Origin of the sequence: Massilia sp. DJPM01 (assembly GCF_030348125.1) — a bacterium.
In the GTDB taxonomy this organism is placed as follows: domain Bacteria; phylum Pseudomonadota; class Gammaproteobacteria; order Burkholderiales; family Burkholderiaceae_D; genus Telluria_A; species Telluria_A frigida.
On the sequence record NZ_JAQOZV010000044.1, the window covers coordinates 32,567 to 49,044 of the forward strand.

Annotated in this window: 13 protein-coding genes and 1 pseudogene; 7 read left to right on the forward strand and 7 right to left on the reverse strand. The window is 65.6% G+C overall.

The annotated features are described in order from the left end of the window. Positions 1 to 119: 119 nt before the first annotated feature. Genes PO883_RS24160 through PO883_RS24170 form a run of 3 tightly spaced genes read left to right on the forward strand, consistent with a single transcriptional unit; the run spans position 120 to position 4,212 of the window. Positions 120 to 773 carry an ATP/GTP-binding protein gene (locus PO883_RS24160; RefSeq protein WP_167087817.1) on the forward strand — a complete coding sequence of 218 codons (654 nt, stop codon included), beginning with the start codon at positions 120 to 122 and terminating at the stop codon, positions 771 to 773. After that, positions 770 to 1,987, forward strand: coding sequence for an ATP-binding protein (locus PO883_RS35195; RefSeq protein ID WP_289312014.1), 1,218 nt, complete (start codon positions 770 to 772; stop codon positions 1,985 to 1,987). The genes PO883_RS24160 and PO883_RS35195 overlap by 4 nt, the downstream gene beginning before the upstream one ends. Then, the gene (locus PO883_RS24170) at positions 1,984 to 4,212 is read left to right on the forward strand and encodes an ATPase, T2SS/T4P/T4SS family (protein WP_289312015.1); all 2,229 of its coding nucleotides are present in this window, start codon (positions 1,984 to 1,986) and stop codon (positions 4,210 to 4,212) included. Before PO883_RS35195 ends, PO883_RS24170 begins: the two co-directional genes overlap by 4 nt. A 155-nt stretch (positions 4,213 to 4,367) precedes the next feature. On the opposite strand, the gene PO883_RS24175 is transcribed toward PO883_RS24170, so the two are convergent. Both PO883_RS24175 and PO883_RS24180 read right to left on the reverse strand, forming a co-directional pair. Further along, positions 4,368 to 5,891 carry a S41 family peptidase gene (locus tag PO883_RS24175; protein ID WP_289312016.1) on the reverse strand — a complete coding sequence of 508 codons (1,524 nt, stop codon included), beginning with the start codon at positions 5,889 to 5,891 and terminating at the stop codon, positions 4,368 to 4,370. A 276-nt stretch (positions 5,892 to 6,167) separates the two neighbouring features. Then, positions 6,168 to 7,031, reverse strand: coding sequence for an MBL fold metallo-hydrolase (locus PO883_RS24180; RefSeq protein WP_289312017.1), 864 nt, complete (start codon positions 7,029 to 7,031; stop codon positions 6,168 to 6,170). Positions 7,032 to 7,134: 103 nt separating this feature from the next. Between PO883_RS24180 and PO883_RS24185 the strand changes: the two genes are divergently transcribed. Next, positions 7,135 to 8,022 carry a LysR family transcriptional regulator gene (locus tag PO883_RS24185; protein WP_289312018.1) on the forward strand — a complete coding sequence of 296 codons (888 nt, stop codon included), beginning with the start codon at positions 7,135 to 7,137 and terminating at the stop codon, positions 8,020 to 8,022. A gap of 57 nt (positions 8,023 to 8,079) precedes the next feature. On the opposite strand, the gene PO883_RS24190 is transcribed toward PO883_RS24185, so the two are convergent. Continuing rightward, positions 8,080 to 8,406, reverse strand: a complete 327-nt coding sequence (locus tag PO883_RS24190; protein ID WP_289312019.1) for a hypothetical protein — start codon at positions 8,404 to 8,406, stop codon at positions 8,080 to 8,082. Between the two features lie 202 nt (positions 8,407 to 8,608). On the opposite strand from PO883_RS24190, the gene PO883_RS24195 reads away from it, so the two are divergent. After that, positions 8,609 to 10,909: a DUF1631 family protein gene (locus PO883_RS24195; RefSeq protein WP_289312020.1), complete on the forward strand. Its 2,301-nt coding sequence runs from the start codon at positions 8,609 to 8,611 to the stop codon at positions 10,907 to 10,909. Positions 10,910 to 10,917: 8 nt separating this feature from the next. Here the strand turns inward: PO883_RS24195 and PO883_RS24200 are convergent, their stop codons facing one another. Continuing rightward, positions 10,918 to 11,796, reverse strand: a complete 879-nt coding sequence (locus tag PO883_RS24200) for a neutral zinc metallopeptidase (protein ID WP_289312021.1) — start codon at positions 11,794 to 11,796, stop codon at positions 10,918 to 10,920. Positions 11,797 to 11,913: 117 nt separating this feature from the next. Between PO883_RS24200 and PO883_RS24205 the strand changes: the two genes are divergently transcribed. Both PO883_RS24205 and PO883_RS24210 read left to right on the forward strand, forming a co-directional pair. Further along, positions 11,914 to 12,345, forward strand: coding sequence for a hypothetical protein (locus PO883_RS24205; RefSeq protein WP_289312022.1), 432 nt, complete (start codon positions 11,914 to 11,916; stop codon positions 12,343 to 12,345). Between the two features lie 13 nt (positions 12,346 to 12,358). Next, positions 12,359 to 13,105: a YdcF family protein gene (locus PO883_RS24210; protein WP_289312023.1), complete on the forward strand. Its 747-nt coding sequence runs from the start codon at positions 12,359 to 12,361 to the stop codon at positions 13,103 to 13,105. Positions 13,106 to 13,262: 157 nt separating this feature from the next. Here the strand turns inward: PO883_RS24210 and PO883_RS24215 are convergent. From PO883_RS24215 to PO883_RS24225, 3 genes and pseudogenes are all read right to left on the reverse strand, one after another. Then, a pseudogene (locus tag PO883_RS24215) lies at positions 13,263 to 14,018 on the reverse strand (slipin family protein); the annotation flags it as partial. 2 nt (positions 14,019 to 14,020) lie between these two features. After that, a complete protein-coding gene (locus PO883_RS24220; RefSeq protein WP_289312024.1) occupies positions 14,021 to 15,496 on the reverse strand; it encodes a nodulation protein NfeD in 1,476 nt (491 codons plus the stop codon). Between the two features lie 88 nt (positions 15,497 to 15,584). Beyond that, a complete protein-coding gene (locus PO883_RS24225) occupies positions 15,585 to 16,424 on the reverse strand; it encodes an HDOD domain-containing protein (RefSeq protein WP_289312025.1) in 840 nt (279 codons plus the stop codon). Between the last annotated feature and the right edge of the window lie 54 nt (positions 16,425 to 16,478).

A 16,478-nucleotide genomic window follows, 5' to 3' on the forward strand; every position in this document is an offset into this window, starting at 1 on the left:
CGCCACCATGTGCCTGATGGTTAACATTGTTGCGCCGGGCATACGCGCACGGCCGCGTATCATGCGAATGAGCAAACTTGAGGTAATCTTGAGGAACGATGCGATGAAGGCGGGGATATATGGCGCAATTGGACGAGCGCGCGCAGCGCCTGACCGTGAAACTGGTCTACTATGGCCCCGCCCTCTCCGGCAAGACCAGCAATCTGACGCGCCTGCACGATTTGCTCACGGCCGACCGGGTGGGCGACATGATGCTGCTCGAAACCGAAGGCGACCGCACCTTGTTCTTCGACTTGCTGCCGCTCGGCTTCACCGCGCCATCCGGCCTGCTGGTCAAATTCAAGCTGTTTACCGTGCCCGGACAGGTTGCCCACAATGGCACGCGCAAGGCGGTGCTCTCGCGTGCGGACGGCGCCGTGTTCGTGGCCGACTCCCAGTGTAACCAGGCAGTCAACAATGGCTCCTCATTCGACAACCTGATGGCCAATGCCGCCACCGTCGGGATCGATGTGGCCAGCTTTCCGCTGGTGGTCCAATACAACAAGCGCGACCTGCCCGATATCTTGTCCGAGGAAGACATCGCGCATCGCTGGAGCAAGGCGCCCTGGCCGGTGCTGCTGGCCAGCGCGCTGCGGGGCGACGGGGTAAGGGAAACGTTCTCGGCCTTGCTCAAGCTGGTCTACGTGCGGCTCGACCTTCAGTTCGCGCTGCTGGCCGAGCACGGCCTGGCGCAAGACGCGTTCGTCAAGGCGGCCGGAGGAGAATTGAGGTGAACAAACACTTGCCTGCATTCGACCGCCAGGTCAGCTTGGGCGACATGATGCGCCACGTTCCGGCGGCCGCGCTGGCAACGGCGATGCAGCACAGCGTCGGCCATGCCTGGCGCATCGCCGGCATCGACGACGAGCCCGTGCGCGCGGGCGCGCTGGCCATCGACGGCCCCGTCTGCACGGTCGCGCTGGTGGTCGACATCGACGTGGTGGGGACATTGTGCGCGCCGGCCGAGCGGCAGAGCTGGCTCGCGCCGGCGGGGAAATGGATCGAACTGCTGCTGGGCGCCTCCAACCGTTACCGGATGGCCGCGGACCTGCATCTGGAAACGGTGATGTCCGACCATGACGAACTCATGGCCAAGCACGCGGCGCTGGCCACCTCCGAGGCGCGCTACCGCACCCTGAGCGCGCAGCTCGAAGCGCGCGTGCAGGAGCAGGTCGGCCAGATCGAACAGAGTCAGCGCCGCATGTACCAGGCCGAAAAAATGGCTTCGATCGGCAGCCTGGCAGCCGGCATGGCGCATGAGATCAATAACCCGATCGGTTTCATCAGGAGCAATCTGAGTACCGCCAAGGAGTACGTCGCCACCGTCGCCCAGGCCATCGCGGCGGCGCCCGCGGCGGCGGCCATGGCGGCCAAGCTGGCCTATATCCTCGACGATTTCCCCAACTTGATCAACGAATCGATCGCCGGCGCCGACCGGGTGTCGCGCATCGTCGCGGACCTGAAGGCGTACGCCCATTGCGAGCCGGCGCAGTTCGCCGCCATCGATCCGAACGATGCGCTGCGCGCGGCCGTGAGGATGCTGGGCGAGCTGCCGGCCGGGGTGCGGCTCGAGACCGAGTTCGAGGCGCTGCCGCCAGTCACTTGCGACCCCGACGGCCTGACCCGGGTGGTGCTGGCCTTGCTCCTGAACGCGCGCAGCGCCATGCGCGAGCGCCAGGGCGTGATCCGGCTCGCCAGCACGGCCCGCGACGGCGAACTGCGCGTGTCGGTGAGCGACCAGGGCTGCGGAATCGAGGAGGCGGTGCTGCCGCGCAGCTTCGACCCCTTCTTCACCACCCATGGCGTGGGCGGCGGAATCGGGCTCGGCTTGACGGTGGCCGGCGACGTCGTACGCGCGCACAGCGGGCATATCGCGGTGCGCTCGACAGTGGGCGGCGGCAGCGACGTCGACGTGCATATCCCGCTGCAGGCCGGGGGCCGTGCATGAGCTATGGGCATTTGTTCACCGGCGCTGCCCAGGCCGACAGCACGGCGACCGAGGTGCGCGCCTACCGCATCCTGCTGGTGGACGACGAGCCGAACGTGCTGTCGGCCTTGCGCCGCGTATTTCGCCAGGAAAATTACGAGATCGTTACCAGCGGCAGTCCGCGCGAGGCGCTGGCGCTGCTCAAGGCCGGAACCTTTCACTTGATCATCAGCGATTTCATGATGCCGGGCATGGACGGCGGCGAATTGCTGCGCCAGGCGCGCCAGATCGAGCCCGACATGATCCGCATCATGCTCACCGGCCATGCCGACGTGAACGCGGTGGTGGGGGCCGTGAAGACGGGCGCGGTCTATAAATTCATCCTCAAGCCGTGGAACGACGACGACCTGCGCGTGACGGTGGCGCTGGCGCTGGAACGCCAGGAGCTCAACCGGAGCAACAAGGCCCTGATCCAGGACAATGCGCGCAAGTCGCATGAAATCGAGCAGATGGCCAAGTTTTCGGCGGGCAACCGCAGCCGGCTGGCAACGGTGCTGCACCGCCACGGCAAACTCAACCTTGGACAGGTGCAGGAACTGATCCGCATCCAGCAGCAGGCCCAGAAGCAGCAGGCGGTATTAAAGGAAATCGTCGAACGCGGCTGGGTACAGGAAAAGGTCGTCCACGACTTGCTGGCTGCCGAGCTGATGATCCAGCAGGTCAACGTTGACGAGATGTCGGTCGACGTGGCGGTGGCCGCGCTGGTGCCGGCCGCCTTGTGCCAGCGCCACTTGATCGTTCCCCTGCGCATTGACGACAAACGCCTGACGGTGGCAATGGCCGACCCGCTGGACGAAGGCTTGCTGCACGACCTGCGCTTCGTGACCGGCCTGGAAATTGCGCCCGTGCTGGCGTCGATGTCAGCCATCGTGGCCAAGATCGCCATCGTCTACAACACCGGGCAAGCCGACCTGACCGACCTGGAGGCGGCCTTCGGCTCGAACGACCCGTATGAAGGAGTGGAAATCGTCATCGAGGACGATGGTGCCGGACAGACGCTCGAAGAGCTGTTGCGCGGCACCGACGAGCCGCCCGCGATCCGGCTGGTCAATGCGATCCTGCTCGAGGCGATCAACGTGGGCGCGTCCGACATCCACATCCAGCCGCGCACCAAGAATGTGATGGTGCGCTTGCGGGTCGACGGCGTGCTGATCGACAAGATGCAAATTCCGCACAATATGCACCAGTCGATCGTCTCGCGCATCAAGATCATGGGAGAGATGGATATTTCCGAGCGCAGGCGACCGCAGGACGGACGGCTGGCGGTGAAAACGCCGCAGAAGGTGGTCGACCTGCGGATTTCGACCTTGCCGACCATCAACGGCGAAAAGATTGTCATGCGCATCCTCGACCGCAATGCAGCCGTGCTGCGCCTGGACGGCATCGGTTTCAATCCGATGGACCTGGCCAAGGTGCGCAATGCCAGCGACAAGCCGCAGGGCATCGTCCTGGCGACCGGTCCGACCGGCAGCGGCAAGACCACCACGCTCTACAGCCTGCTCCAGAGCAGCGCCACGTCGGAAAAAAACTACATCACGATCGAAGACCCGGTCGAGTACTACCTCGACTCGGCGGGGCAGGTGGTGGTGCGCGAAAAAATCGGCCTGACCTTCCCGCTGGTGCTGCGCGCCATCTTGCGCCAGGATCCGGACGTCTTGCTGATCGGCGAAATCCGCGATTTTGAAACGGCCGAGGTGGCATTTCACGCGGCGCTGACCGGCCACCAGGTGTATTCGACCCTGCACACCAATTCGGCGATCGCCACCATTTCACGCCTGTTCGACCTGGGCCTGAAGCCGTTCGTGATCGCGACGGCGCTCGAAGCGGTCATCGCGCAGCGCCTGGTGCGCAAGATATGCGAACGCTGCCGGGCACCGGCGCCAAGCGAGCCGGACCTGCTGCAGCGCCTTGGCGGAAGTTTCGCCGCGCAGCCGTTCACGGCGTTCCACGGCGCCGGATGCGAAACTTGCCACGGCAGCGGTTACAAGGGCCGCCTCGGCCTGTATGAAGTGCTCGCTCCGGACACCCACATGCGGCACTTGATCGCCTCCCAGGTCGCCATCACGGAAATCACGCAATACGCCCGCGAGCAGGGTTTCATGAGCTTGCGCGACGACGCTTTCATCAAGGTGCGCGATGGCTTGACGACACCGGACGAGGTGTTCCGGGTGCTGGGGCCGGAGTGAGCCCGGAAGGCACTTGCCATGGTTGGGACGGCGTATTCCGGGTGCTGGGGCCGGAGTGAGCCTGGCAGGCACTTGCCATGGCTGGGACGGCGGATGCGCGCAGCGCACGGCGCGCGTCGCCCTTGCGGCGGCCAGGCCAGCCGCACGCCTCCTGATTATTGCGTGGCTGCGCCTGTGAGGGCAGTGCCAGCATTACCGGCTTTCAAATCGGCTTTCAAATCGGCTTCAACCATGTGGAACAGTCTCACTGCACGGGCACGTCCGCTCTCGCCTTCCGTTGGCAACAAGGGCAGGTCGGGTGCAATGCCGGCCACCTCGTCGCTGCCGTCGGCGCGCAGGCGGACGCAGTCGGGCGCCTGGAAGCGCAATTGCGAATGCGCCAGCAGCATCAGCCGCGGCTTTTGCATGTTGCCGCAGCCTAAACCCATGGTCGGAGCGCCGATGATCCTGGCGATGCCATTGTCACGCATGGTCGCGGCGAACATCTCCGCCGCAGACGCGACCTTGCCGTTGGTCAGGACATACACCGGCCCGCTCCACGTTCCACGGTAGGCATCGGCAACGGCGGGCCAGTACAGCGCGGCGGCGGCCCCGGCATGGCCAGGCGCGGCCGCCGGCAGAAAATCCACAGCGCCGCTGGCAAACCCGCCATCGATCAAACGGCTACAGGCCGCCGGGGAAAATGGCCGCCGTTCACGCCACACCCAGGACATATCGCAAACGCGCCCGGCGATCCCTGCTTTTCTGTTTTCAAAATCACTCACGCCCTGCCGCAGCGCCGCTTGCAGCTCGGCGTGGCCATCGAGGGGCCTTGCCAAGACGTTGCGCAAGCCATCGAGTTGCTCGTCAAAATACGCCGCGTTGGCTGGCGTCGCCGCCATCAGCAAGCGGGCGGACTTGACCGGCCGCGACGTGAACAGGCGCGCGGCCGAGTCGCCCGTATCGCCACCGCCACCGTTACTACCGACATCGACCACCACAGCGCTCACACCTTGCGCCTGCATTTGCTTGAGTTGGCCTGCCAGGGCTCCCAGCCAAGCCCCTTCCATGGCCTCTTCAAGCATCCTGGCGTCGAGCGGCGTTGCAGCCGTCTTCAATGTGGCCCATGTCGAATGGCAGAGCGCGGTGTATTCGGCCGTCACGAACGTGGGAATGCGGATCACCCCGATCCGCATGCCGGCCTCAGTGTGCAGGACGCCGGCCCGAAATACCTGCGCCATGCCGTCCGCCGTCAGCGTGAAATTGGCCAGGCCTTCGATCGGCAAGGAAAAGGGAATCGCGCTGGTCGGACCGACCCCGATCGCGGCACAGGCGCTCGCCGCATCCATCTTGTCGATCGCCGCCTTGGGCGGATTGCTGGCGTCCGCCCGGGCTGGCGCGATGGACGGTTTCTGGCGAAGATGGCCGTCGTGAAAGGCATTTACAAAAGCAAACAGGGCTGCTTTGGCGTCGTCCTCATTCTCGGCTTGCTGCAATATTCTCTGGGTACGACGATCAAGTTGGGGCAAGTTCACGCCACCTTGTGGGGAAGCAAACCAGGCCAGGTGGGAATACTGTTGTTCCAGGTGCTTTTTCAGCGACGCGTAATCGGCGAGCCATGGCTTGACGTCGAAGGCCGGCACCGGATCCGGGCGCACTGCGGACTGTGCAGCCTTGCTCAACATCGGCGTGCTGGCCACGATAAGCGCCGACAACACCGCCACGGCGGGCGCTGCGCAGTCGCTGATGGGAGCCTGCCCGGCATGCGCTCATGTCCGGTGCTGGCGTCTTGTGGCTCGACATGAGGGAATTCCTGATAAAAATGCGTCGGCTGCAAGAAGACAGCGACTGAGTGGGTGGGCAAACAGGCAAAATTATATCCCTGGCAATGTTTCTGAGGAAATATAAGCTGGCTCGCCGATACGCATGCGTCGCTGTGCTGCCTTCCCGGCGTGCACTCCGTCCGTCTTACGCGCTTACCACTTCATCTCGCCTTTGCTGACCTTGGCGCCGATATCCAGTGCCAGACCCGGCGGCGCGTCTGGATACGCGCTCTTCATGCGCGCGATCAGCTCGACGCTGTTGGCGGTCGCGGCCAGCGTTTGCTCGTAGTTCTTGAGGTAATTTTTGGTGTACGCAATGCTGCTCTCGTCAAGTTGCGTGCCCGCCTTCATATGCCCCGGAATGACCACCACGGGCTTGAGCGCCGCCATGTCGTCGAGCTGGGCGCTCCACGCGCTGCGCTGGGCCGCCGTTGGGGCGTCGGCCATCCACAAATGCAGGTTGCCGAACACGCCGATGGTGCCCGTGATCGTCTTGATCGATGGAATCCACACGTACGGGCGATGCGCCAGCGCGCCTTGCGTGCCGCGTACTTCCACCGCCTGGCCATCCACGGTCAGGGTCATGCTGTGCAGCGCTGCGGGCAGGCTCGGTGCCGCCGGGGCGTTGGCGCCCATCTTGGGCGTCCAGAAGGCCAGCTTGGCCGCCATCTTTTCCTTGATCTTCTCGATCACTTGCGGCGTGGCCACCACTTGCGCTTGCGGAAAAATCTGCTTGAGCGCGTCGACGCCGAAGTAGTAATCCGGATCGGCCTGGCTGACCAGGATGGTCTTGAGCTGCTTGCCGCTGTCGAGCACGTTGGCGGCGATGCGCAGCGCGTCGGCGCGGGTAAAGCCGGCGTCGATCACCATGGCTTCGGTCTCGCCATAAATCAGGGTGGAATTGACGTTGAAGCTGGCGCCATCGGCGTTGTAGACCTTGGTTTGCAGGGCGGGCGCGGCCAGGGCGTTGCTAAAGACCAGCGTGAGGGCGGCGCCGATGGCGGTGGTGCGGAACATAAGGACTCCGATAAAGTTGTTTTAAGGAAGCCTGAAGTGTAGTGAGGTCTTTGGTCCGGATAAACGGGTTAAACTGCTCATCACTGTTTCATGGATCGGACAAATGGATCGAATTACGGCAATGCGCGTCTTCGTCGAGGTGGCCGGCAGCGGCAGCTTCAGCGCCAGCGCGGACAAGCTCGACATGTCGCGGGCGATGGTGACGCGCTATGTGTCCGAAATGGAAACCTGGCTGGGTACGCGCCTGCTCCAGCGCACCACGCGCCGCGTGACGCTCACCGATGCCGGCGAGACTTGCCTGCGGCGCAGCCAGCAAATGCTGGCGCTGAGCGAGAATATGGAAGAGGAAACCGCCAGCGGGGGCGAACTGCGCGGCCTGTTGCGCGTCACCTGCAGCCTGTCCTTCGGCCATGCGCAGCTGGCGCAGGCGCTGGTGCGCTTCACGGCGCTCCACCCGCGTCTGAATCTCGACCTGAATCTGAACGAAGGCGCGCTCAATCTGGTCGAAGCGCGTATCGACCTGGCGATCCGCATCAGTGGCGAACCGTCGCCCTTGCTCATCGCGCGCCCGCTGGCGCAGTGCGATTCGCTGCTGGTGGCCGCGCCCGCTTACCTGGCCGCGCAGGGGGCGCCGGCCGCGCCGCAGGAACTGGAAAAGCACCGCTGCCTCAGCCACGCTAACGTGGGGCGCAGCATCTGGTCATTCGCGCGCGACGGCGAAGCGGTCCAGGTCGGCGTGCTCAGCTATTTCAGCGCGAATGACGCAAGCACCCTGCTCGCAGCGGCCGTGGCCGGCGGCGGCATCGCCATGCTGCCGACCTATCTGGTCAACCCGGTGCTCGCCAGCGGGGCGCTGGCGCACGTGCTGCCGCAGTGGCGCGTGCCCGCCCTGACGATCTATGCGATCTATCCGTCGCGCCGGCAATTGTCACCAGCGGTACGCGCCTTGCTTGATTTTTTGGTGGAATACTTTGCCGTGCTGCCGTGGTGACGCGGCGGCGTGCGGCAAGCTCAGCACCGCTGAGTCACCGAAAAACAACGCTTTTTTTTAATTCTCGAGCGTGGTCGGAATCCCGAACTCGTCGTGCATGCCGCGCCGCAAAGCGGGTTTGGTCAGCACCCGCAAGGACACGCTGATATGGACGGCGTTGTCGGACAGATACTCCGCAGCGCCTCCCGTACCCAGCATGGCTTGCAAGATAATGCCGACCTCAACCTTTTGCGCCGTGAGTGTATCGCCGCGCCCGATCACGCGCAAAGGGCGTGACTCGGGCCGCAGCGGGGCGGCCATGGCTGTGGCCACCGCGATGGGATCGTTACTGGCCTGAACAGGTCTGTTCAGCACCGCATCATCGAGTTCAGCGAAAATTTTCATTCTGGGATACTAAGGTTGATCGTACATGTGGTCGGTTCGCCAACACGCATAGAGTAAGGTCGCGAACAAGCATTGTATCTTATACATTTTTATTAAATTTATGCAACTGAACAGTGCATTCAGGCCAACTTTGTTGCCCTAATGCGCTATCATGGCTTTCAGAGACCCTGATCAGCTCATCCATTTGAGCACAAAAAACGCCATGCAAATACCAAAAAGAGTGTTCCAGCTTGCGAAACAACCCGCACTGTCGGGTTTTAACGTCCTTGCCACGAAAACCCTGGCCGAAGCCGAGGTCAACCTGGAGAAGGCATTGAAAGGGGCCGCGCGCAGCAACGAGCGCCTGCTCATGAATGAGCGCCAGGGTTTGCGCGAGCACGGCACGGTTCTGTTAGCGCGAATGCAGCACCATTTTGCCGATTACCTCGAGCGCGCCATGCAGACCATGTACATGGACACGCGCGCCAGCCTCGAGGAGATCAGTGCGGACAACCTGACCCTCATCGAGGATGACGTCGTAACGCGGCAAATCGAGATCGACCGGATGGTGATGCGCCTGCGCGACGCCGGCCAGCCCAACCTCGGCCGCCTGAACCTCATGATCGCCCAGTTGCACGGCGACCCGGAGGTGCGCGAACGCGAAAATCCTTTCCGTCCCTATCTGCTGGCGCGCTCGCTGCATGAAGCCCTGCGCGAAACCATCAGGGACGAAGCCCAGTCGAAAGGCTTGTTCGATATTCTTTCAGTGGCGATGGTCCATTGCCTGCAAGGATACTACGTTGCGATAGAAGAAGTATTCAAATCGCGTGGCGTGTCCAGCAAGCTGAGCGCCCGTCCCACGGCGCTCACGCGCGCCCAGCGCGACCGGCTCGCCTGGCAAAAGGCGGCCGAGCAGCTCATCGGCCATGGGATGGCGGGTGGGCGCGCCGACACGCAGCTGGGCAAACCAGCGCAGCCCAAGCAAGCCCGCATGCTGCCTGAATTACGACGCATGATGCAGCAACACGGCGAGCTGCTGCCCGGCGCCCCGGCGCAGCCGCACGCGCCCGACTTGCAGGAAATGGTCTGGAATCTGTTCAACCAGCCGAAAACGCCGCGTCCGCCGCGCCATGACGAGGTCCCGGTCCCGGTCCCGGCTCCGGCCCCAGCCTCCGGCTGCCAGGCGCGCATCGCCCTCGATGCCCAGCTAAAAGAAATGCAACAGGCGCAGCCTGCCCCTGCCGCCAGAGGCGCGCGCACGCCCGGTCCGCTCGACTTGCGCGCCCGGCTTGCCGACGCGGCCGGCAGCGAGCCGGACCGGGTCACCGTCGACCTGGTCAGCCTGCTGTTCGAATCCATCGTGCACGACGAGCAATTGCCAGACGGCGTGCGCCAGCAACTCGGGCGCCTGCACGTGCCGTTCCTGCGCGCCGCCATGCTCGATCCATCGATGCTGCATGACGCCCGCCATCCCGCACGCCGCCTGCTGGACCGCATCGGCACGGTAGCGACCGGCATCACGCCCGAAATGGCATGCTACCCGGCGCTGGAAGACGAAATCGACACGGTGCTGGACGGCGTGCTGGCGCGCTTCGACACGGACATGACGACCTTCGCCGATGGCCAGCGCAAGCTCGACCAGTTTGTCTCGACCTTGCTGCCGCGCGGCGACGTGGGCCTGGCGCGCTGCATCGATGCCATCGGCGCGGTCGAAGCGAGCAGTGCCCGCCAGAGCGATACCGCCACCACCCTGGGCGCCCTGCTCGACCCGCTCGATGTCGATCCGCGCATTGGCAATTTCATCACCGATATGTGGAGCCGCGTGCTGGTCCATCCGGGCGGCGACGCAGCCGCCAGCCAGGCGATGCTGGCCGAGCTGGTGTGGAGTGCGCAGGAAAAGAATACCCCTGAGGAGCGTGCCCAGATGGTCCGCATGCTGCCCAGCCTGGTCAAACGGGTACGCGAAGGATTGGCCGCGATCGGCATGGGCGAGACCGTGTCCAAGGCCGCGCTCGACCAGTTGGTGATGGTCCACATGGATGTGCTGGGCCAGCGCCAGCCGCCATCGGCCAACGCCATGGATCTGGAGCAGCTGCGCGCGCACTTCGCCGCCTTCGGCGGGGAGCGCGAAGCGGGCCAGGACGCGGTCAGCATCGGCCACGCCCAGCTTGAAGCGGCGCTGGAGCAGCGCGGCATCCGCGCCGAGCTGTACACGGACGCCGGCAAGAGCGCCGCGCACGCCACCGACGAGCGCGAATGGCTGGGCATGGCATTGCCGGGCGCCGGCTTCGAACTTGCCGTGGACGGGCGCTACGTGCCGGCGCGTCTCTCCGCGGTCAGCCCGCGCGGCAGCCTGTATCTGTTTTCGGTCAAGGGCCAGGCGGCGCCATCCACCTTCACCCGCGATGCCCTGCTGGCGGCGATGCAGAATGAAACCTTGCGCACGGTGGAACACGCGCCCGTGTTCGAGCGCGCGGTCGAGTCGCTGATGGCCGGCGCCGAAGCGCTCAGCGGCCACCACTAGTCACGCGCTTACAGCTGGCGCGCGCCGAAGGTATCGCACGAGGCGACCCTGCCATCGTCGAGGCCGCGCTTGAACCAGCGCGCGCGCTGCTCCGAGCTGCCGTGGGTGAATGAATCGGGCACCACATGGCCTTGCGACTGGCGCTGCAAGGCATCGTCGCCGATGGCGGTTGCCGCTTTCAGTGCGGCATCGACGTCGCCCTGCTCCAGGATTGCGCGCGACTGGTTGGCATGGAAGGCCCAGACGCCGGCAAAACAGTCGGCCTGCAATTCCAGGCGCACCGACATCGCGTTCGCCTGTTTTTCGGTGCCGCGCTGGCGCGCCTCGTCGACCTTGTCGGTCAAGCCCATCGCATGCTGCACATGGTGGCCGATTTCGTGGGCAATCACGTACGCCTGGGCAAACTCGCCCTCGACCTTGAAGCGCTCTTCCATCAGCTGGAAAAAGCTCATGTCCAGATACACCTTGCGATCGGCCGGGCAATAAAAAGGCCCGGTCGCGGCCTGTCCGGCACCGCACGCGGTCTGGGTGCGGCCGGAATACAGCTGCAAGGCCGGCTTCTGGTACGTGCCACCCTGTTCGCGGAACAAATTGGTCCAGACATCTTCGGTATCGGCCAGCACCACGCGCACGAATTTGGAACCGCGGTCGTTGGCCGGCACGCCCCGGGCTTGCCCCTGTTGCTGCTGTACCGGCACCGCGCCCCCGCCGCCACTCATGATATTGAGCAGGGTCATCGGATTGATGCCGAAGATCCAGCCGCCCACCAGCGCAATGACGATCGTACCGATGCCGACCGAGCGTCCGCCGAAGCCAAACCCGCCCCCGCCGCCCGAGCCGCGCACATCTTCCACGTTGTCGCTTTCGCGATTACCTTCCCATTTCATGTTCTGCTCCACAATGCATTTTGTTAATCTTATAATGACTTTACGCTGAAAGCCAATTTCCTGGCGCACACAGTAACCTTCGCGTCCGCATTCTCGCGACAACCTGCCCCGCCCGCCATGCCCGAGCCATCCACCCATTTTCTCCTGACCGGCGCCGCCCTCAGCGCCGCCGCCGCCGCGCTGCATCTGGCTTGCATTGCCGGCGGTCCCGCATGGTACCGCGCCCTCGGTGCCGGCGAGCCGATGGCGCGCATGGCCGAGTCCGGTTCCTGGTATCCCGCCATCGTCACCCTGGGCATCACTGCCGTGCTGCTGGTCTGGGCCGCGTACGCCCTGTCGGGCGCCGGCGTGCTGCCGCGCCTGCCATTGCTGCGCATTATCCTGTGCGCCATCACCGCCGTCTACGTGGCGCGCGGCCTGGCCTTGGTGCCGATGATGATCCTGATGCCCGGCCGCAGCGTGGTGTTCTGGGGCTGGAGCTCGGCCATTTGCCTCGGTATCGGCATCGTGCACGTGCTCGGCCTGCGCCAGGCCTGGGCCTCGCTGTGAGCGCGCCGCCGGCATGATCGATATCCTGGTGCGCGTGCTGCTCATGCCGCCGATGAGCCTGATCGTACTGATCCTGGCCGGCTACGCCCTGCGGCGGCGCTGGCCGCGCTGCGGACGCGCCGTCAGCGGCGTGGGACTGGCCGCGCTGCTGGTGCTGTCGACCAATGCCGGCTCGCTGCTGCTGGTGCAGCCGCTCGAAGGGCTCACGGCGCCCTTGGCCGACGCCCGCGCCAGCGGTGCCCAGGCCATCGTCGTGCTGGCCGCCGGCAATGTGCATGCCGCGCCCGAATACGGCGCCGACATTCCCGACGACGTGGCCCTGGTGCGCCTGCGCTACGCGGCCCACCTGCAGCACGCGACCGACTTGCCGCTGCTGGTCAGCGGAGGCAATGGCGATCCGGACAAGGGAATTCCGCCCAAGGCCAGCACCATGGCGCGCGCCCTGCGCGACGACTTCCGCACCGCCGTCGCCTGGACCGAGGAACGCTCGGCCGACACCACCCAGAACGCCATCTACAGCGCCGCCATCCTCAAGGCGGCCGGCGTGCGGCGCGTGCTGCTGGTCACGCACGCCATGCACATGCCGCGCGCCGAACGCGCCTTCGTGGCGGCCGGACTGGAAGTGGTGCCGGCCCCGACCATGTTCTATGCGCGCAGTACGCTCTCGCCGCTCATGTTCGTGCCCGGCTGGAGCGGCATGTTCCGCTCGTATTACGCCACCCACGAATGGATCGGCCTGGCGTGGCAGCGCATTAACTGACCGGCCGGCCGGCTGCACTGCCGATCTGGCTGTTGGCCGGACCGCCGGGAGCGCTGCCGATTGGGCTATCGACGGGACCGCCGGGCGCACTGCCGATCTGGCTGTCGGCCGAACCGCCGTGAGCGCTGCCGGCCGGTCTGCCGCGTGCGCGCTCGATCAGCCCGCCCAGCATCTCCAGCGGCAGCGGAAAGACAATCGTGGTGCTCTTGTCGCTCGCCAAGGTGCCCAAGGTTTGCAGATAGCGCAACTGCATCGCGCCCTGCTGCTGCGACAGCACATTGGCCGCCTGCATCAATTTCTCCGATGCCTGCAATTCCCCCTCCGCGTGGATGACCTTGGCGCGCCGCTCGCGTTCCGCCTCCGCCTGGCGGGCAATGGCACGCACCATCGATTCGTCCAGGTCGACATGCTTGATCTCGACATTGGCGACCTTGATGCCCCAGGCGTCGGTCTGGGCGTCGAGCACCTGCTGGATATCGATGTTGAGCCGTTCGCGCTCGGCCAGCATGTCGTCGAGCTCATGCTTGCCCAGCACCGAACGCAGGGTGGTCTGCGCCAGCTGGCTGGTCGCTTCGAGAAAGTTGGCCACCTGGATAATGGCGCGCTCGGGATCGATCACGCGGAAGTACAGCACGGCGTTGACCTTGACCGATACATTGTCGCGCGAAATCACGTCCTGCTTGGGCACGTCGAGCACGATGGTGCGCAAGTCCACCCGCACCATTTGCTGCAGCACGGGAATGAGCAGGATCAGCCCCGGTCCCTTGACCGACCAGAAACGCCCCAGCTGGAACACCACGCCCCGTTCGTACTCGCGCAGGATGCGCACCGAGTTCGCCAGCAAAACCAGCAACAACAGCAACAGCAGGAACAGCAGCGGGCCGCGTCCAGACCCGAATCCATTCTCGAGCATCGTTATTCTCCTTGTTTGACCTGGTTGACCGGGACCACGTCGAGCCGCGCGCCCTTGCGCGCCAGCACCCGCACCGTCTGCCCGGGCCGCAGGGCGGCGCCGCTGGCCACGCGCCAGGTTTCACCGTTGACGTTGGCCCAGGTATCGGTGCCGCCCGCGCCGATGACCTCGGCGAGGCTGCCGACCAGGGCGTTCGGCCCGCCCGCCACCGCGCGCCGGCGCGTCCTGAGCGCCACCCCCGCCATGCCCGCCAGCAGCAGCGCGCTGACGATGGCCAGCGGCACCACCACGGCGGCCGGCACGCCATAGCCGGGCAAGTCGGTATCGACCAGGATCAGCGCCCCGGCCACGAAGGCCGTCATGCCACCCAGGCCGAGCACGCCGAAACTGGGCAGGAACGCCTCCGCCAACATGAAGGCCAGGCCGAGCAGGATCAGGCCGAGTCCGGCATAGTCGAGGGGAAGCAGGTGCAGGCCGTACAAGCCCGGCAGCAGGCACAGCGTACCCACCACGCCGGGCGCGACCGCACCCGGACTCATGAATTCGAACAGCAGGCCGTCAATCCCGATGCTCATCAGGATCAGCGCCACCGAGGGATCGGAGATCACGCCCAGCAGCCGCGTGCGCCAGTCGGGATCGGCCCGATGCAGCGGCGCGCCGCGCGTGTGCAGGGTCGGCGTGCCCGTGCGCAGCGTGACCTGCCTGCCGTCGGCCAGCGCCAGCAGCGCCGCCACATCGCCGGCCACGTAGTCGATCACGCGTGCGTCCAGGGCGTCCGCCGCGGGCAGGCTGGACGCGTCGCGCACCGAGCGCTCGGCCCATTCCGCGTTGCGCCCGCGCAGCGCGGCCAGCGCGCGGATGTAGGCGGCGGCATCGTTGCGCTGTTTGCGGGCCATGGGCGTGGCGGCGCGGTCACCGGCGCTGCCGGGTCCATCTTTGGTGGTGTCTTTGTCGTGGTCGTAGCCGCCGCGCGTGCCGCCCGCGCCCCGCCTTGGCGCGGCGCCGGGCAGCCCGTCATCGCTCCCCGCCGGCGGGCCGCCCAGTTGCACGGGCGTGGCCGCGCCCAGATTGGTGCCGGGCGCCATGGCGGCGATGTGGCTGGCCATCAGGATGAAGGTGCCGGCGCTGGCCGCGCGCGCACCCGGGGGCGCCACGTAGACGGCCACCGGCAGGCGCGCGCCGAGAATGGCCTTGACCGCCGCGCGCATGGATGTGTCGAGCCCGCCCGGCGTGTCGAGCGCGATGATCACCAGCTGGTGCCCGTCGCGCGCGGCGCGCTCGATGCCGCGCGCAATATGGTCGGCACTGGCCGGGCCGATGGCGCCGTCGACCGTGAGCAAGGTGACCGGAGCCGGCGCGGCGGCCGCCGGCGGCCACATCAGCAGCAAAAGAAAGGTGGCGCAGGCGACCAGCAAGCGCGGCAGGGACAGCAGCCCAGCCCCGGCAGCGGCAAACCAAGCATGCGTGATGCGCCTCATCGCTCCCCCGGCACGGGACCCCGTGTCCCGCCTTACCTGGGGTTAGAAACCGGACCAGCGTTTTGGTTCCGTATTTTGATTACGCCGGCTAGACCAGCAGTGCGGCGCTCATCGATTTGACTTCGTCGGCCGACTCGTGAAGGATCGCTTGCAGGGTGTCGTTGTCGATGACGAAATCGAGCACCGAATCGGCATGCTCGGGCAGCGGCTCGTCGGGCACGCCCAGCGGCGAGCGCACGGGCGCGAACTGATTGGCCAGCAACAGGGTGTCGAGCAAGGTGCTCGGCGGCATGGTGAGCCAGCCGTCGCGCAGGGCCAGGATGGCGTGGGTGACGGTCTCGGGAATGGCGAGTTTTTTCAGCACTTCGCGGCTGACCACTTCCTCGCACAATTCCGCCCATTTTTCGGGATCGTCGTCCAGCAGGCCGGGAAATTCATCGGCGCGCGAGAGCAGGTAAAAGCCGCCCACCTCGTGCACGATGGCCGCGAACATGGCGGTATCGGGATTGACGAAGGTCACGCGCCGCGCCAGCACCTGGGCCAGCGCCGCCACGTGGGCCGTATGCTCCCACAATTGCTCAGCCTTGGCGCGCAGCACCGGATCGACGATGCGCATGCCGAACTGGCGCACCACGAGGCTGGCGACCAGGGTCTGCAAGCTGCGGTAGCCCACCCGCATGACGGCCGCGCGCACATTCGTGATCGGGGTGTCGCCATTGCGGTTGAATGCGGCCGAGTTGGCCAGCGCGACGGTGCGCGCGGCCAGTTGCGGCTCGCCCAGCACCAGCTTGATGGCGTCTTCAATATGGCAATCGGGATTGTCGAGTGCGAGTTGCAGGCGCAAGGCGGCGTTCACGCTGGTGGGAAGGGTGATTTCCCCGCGTGCGGCTTGGGCGGCAATATATCCAAAGGCTTCTAGTCTGTTCACGGGAAAATTATACCTTGGGGCGGCTGCCACGCCATGGATTGCAGCGACAAAGCC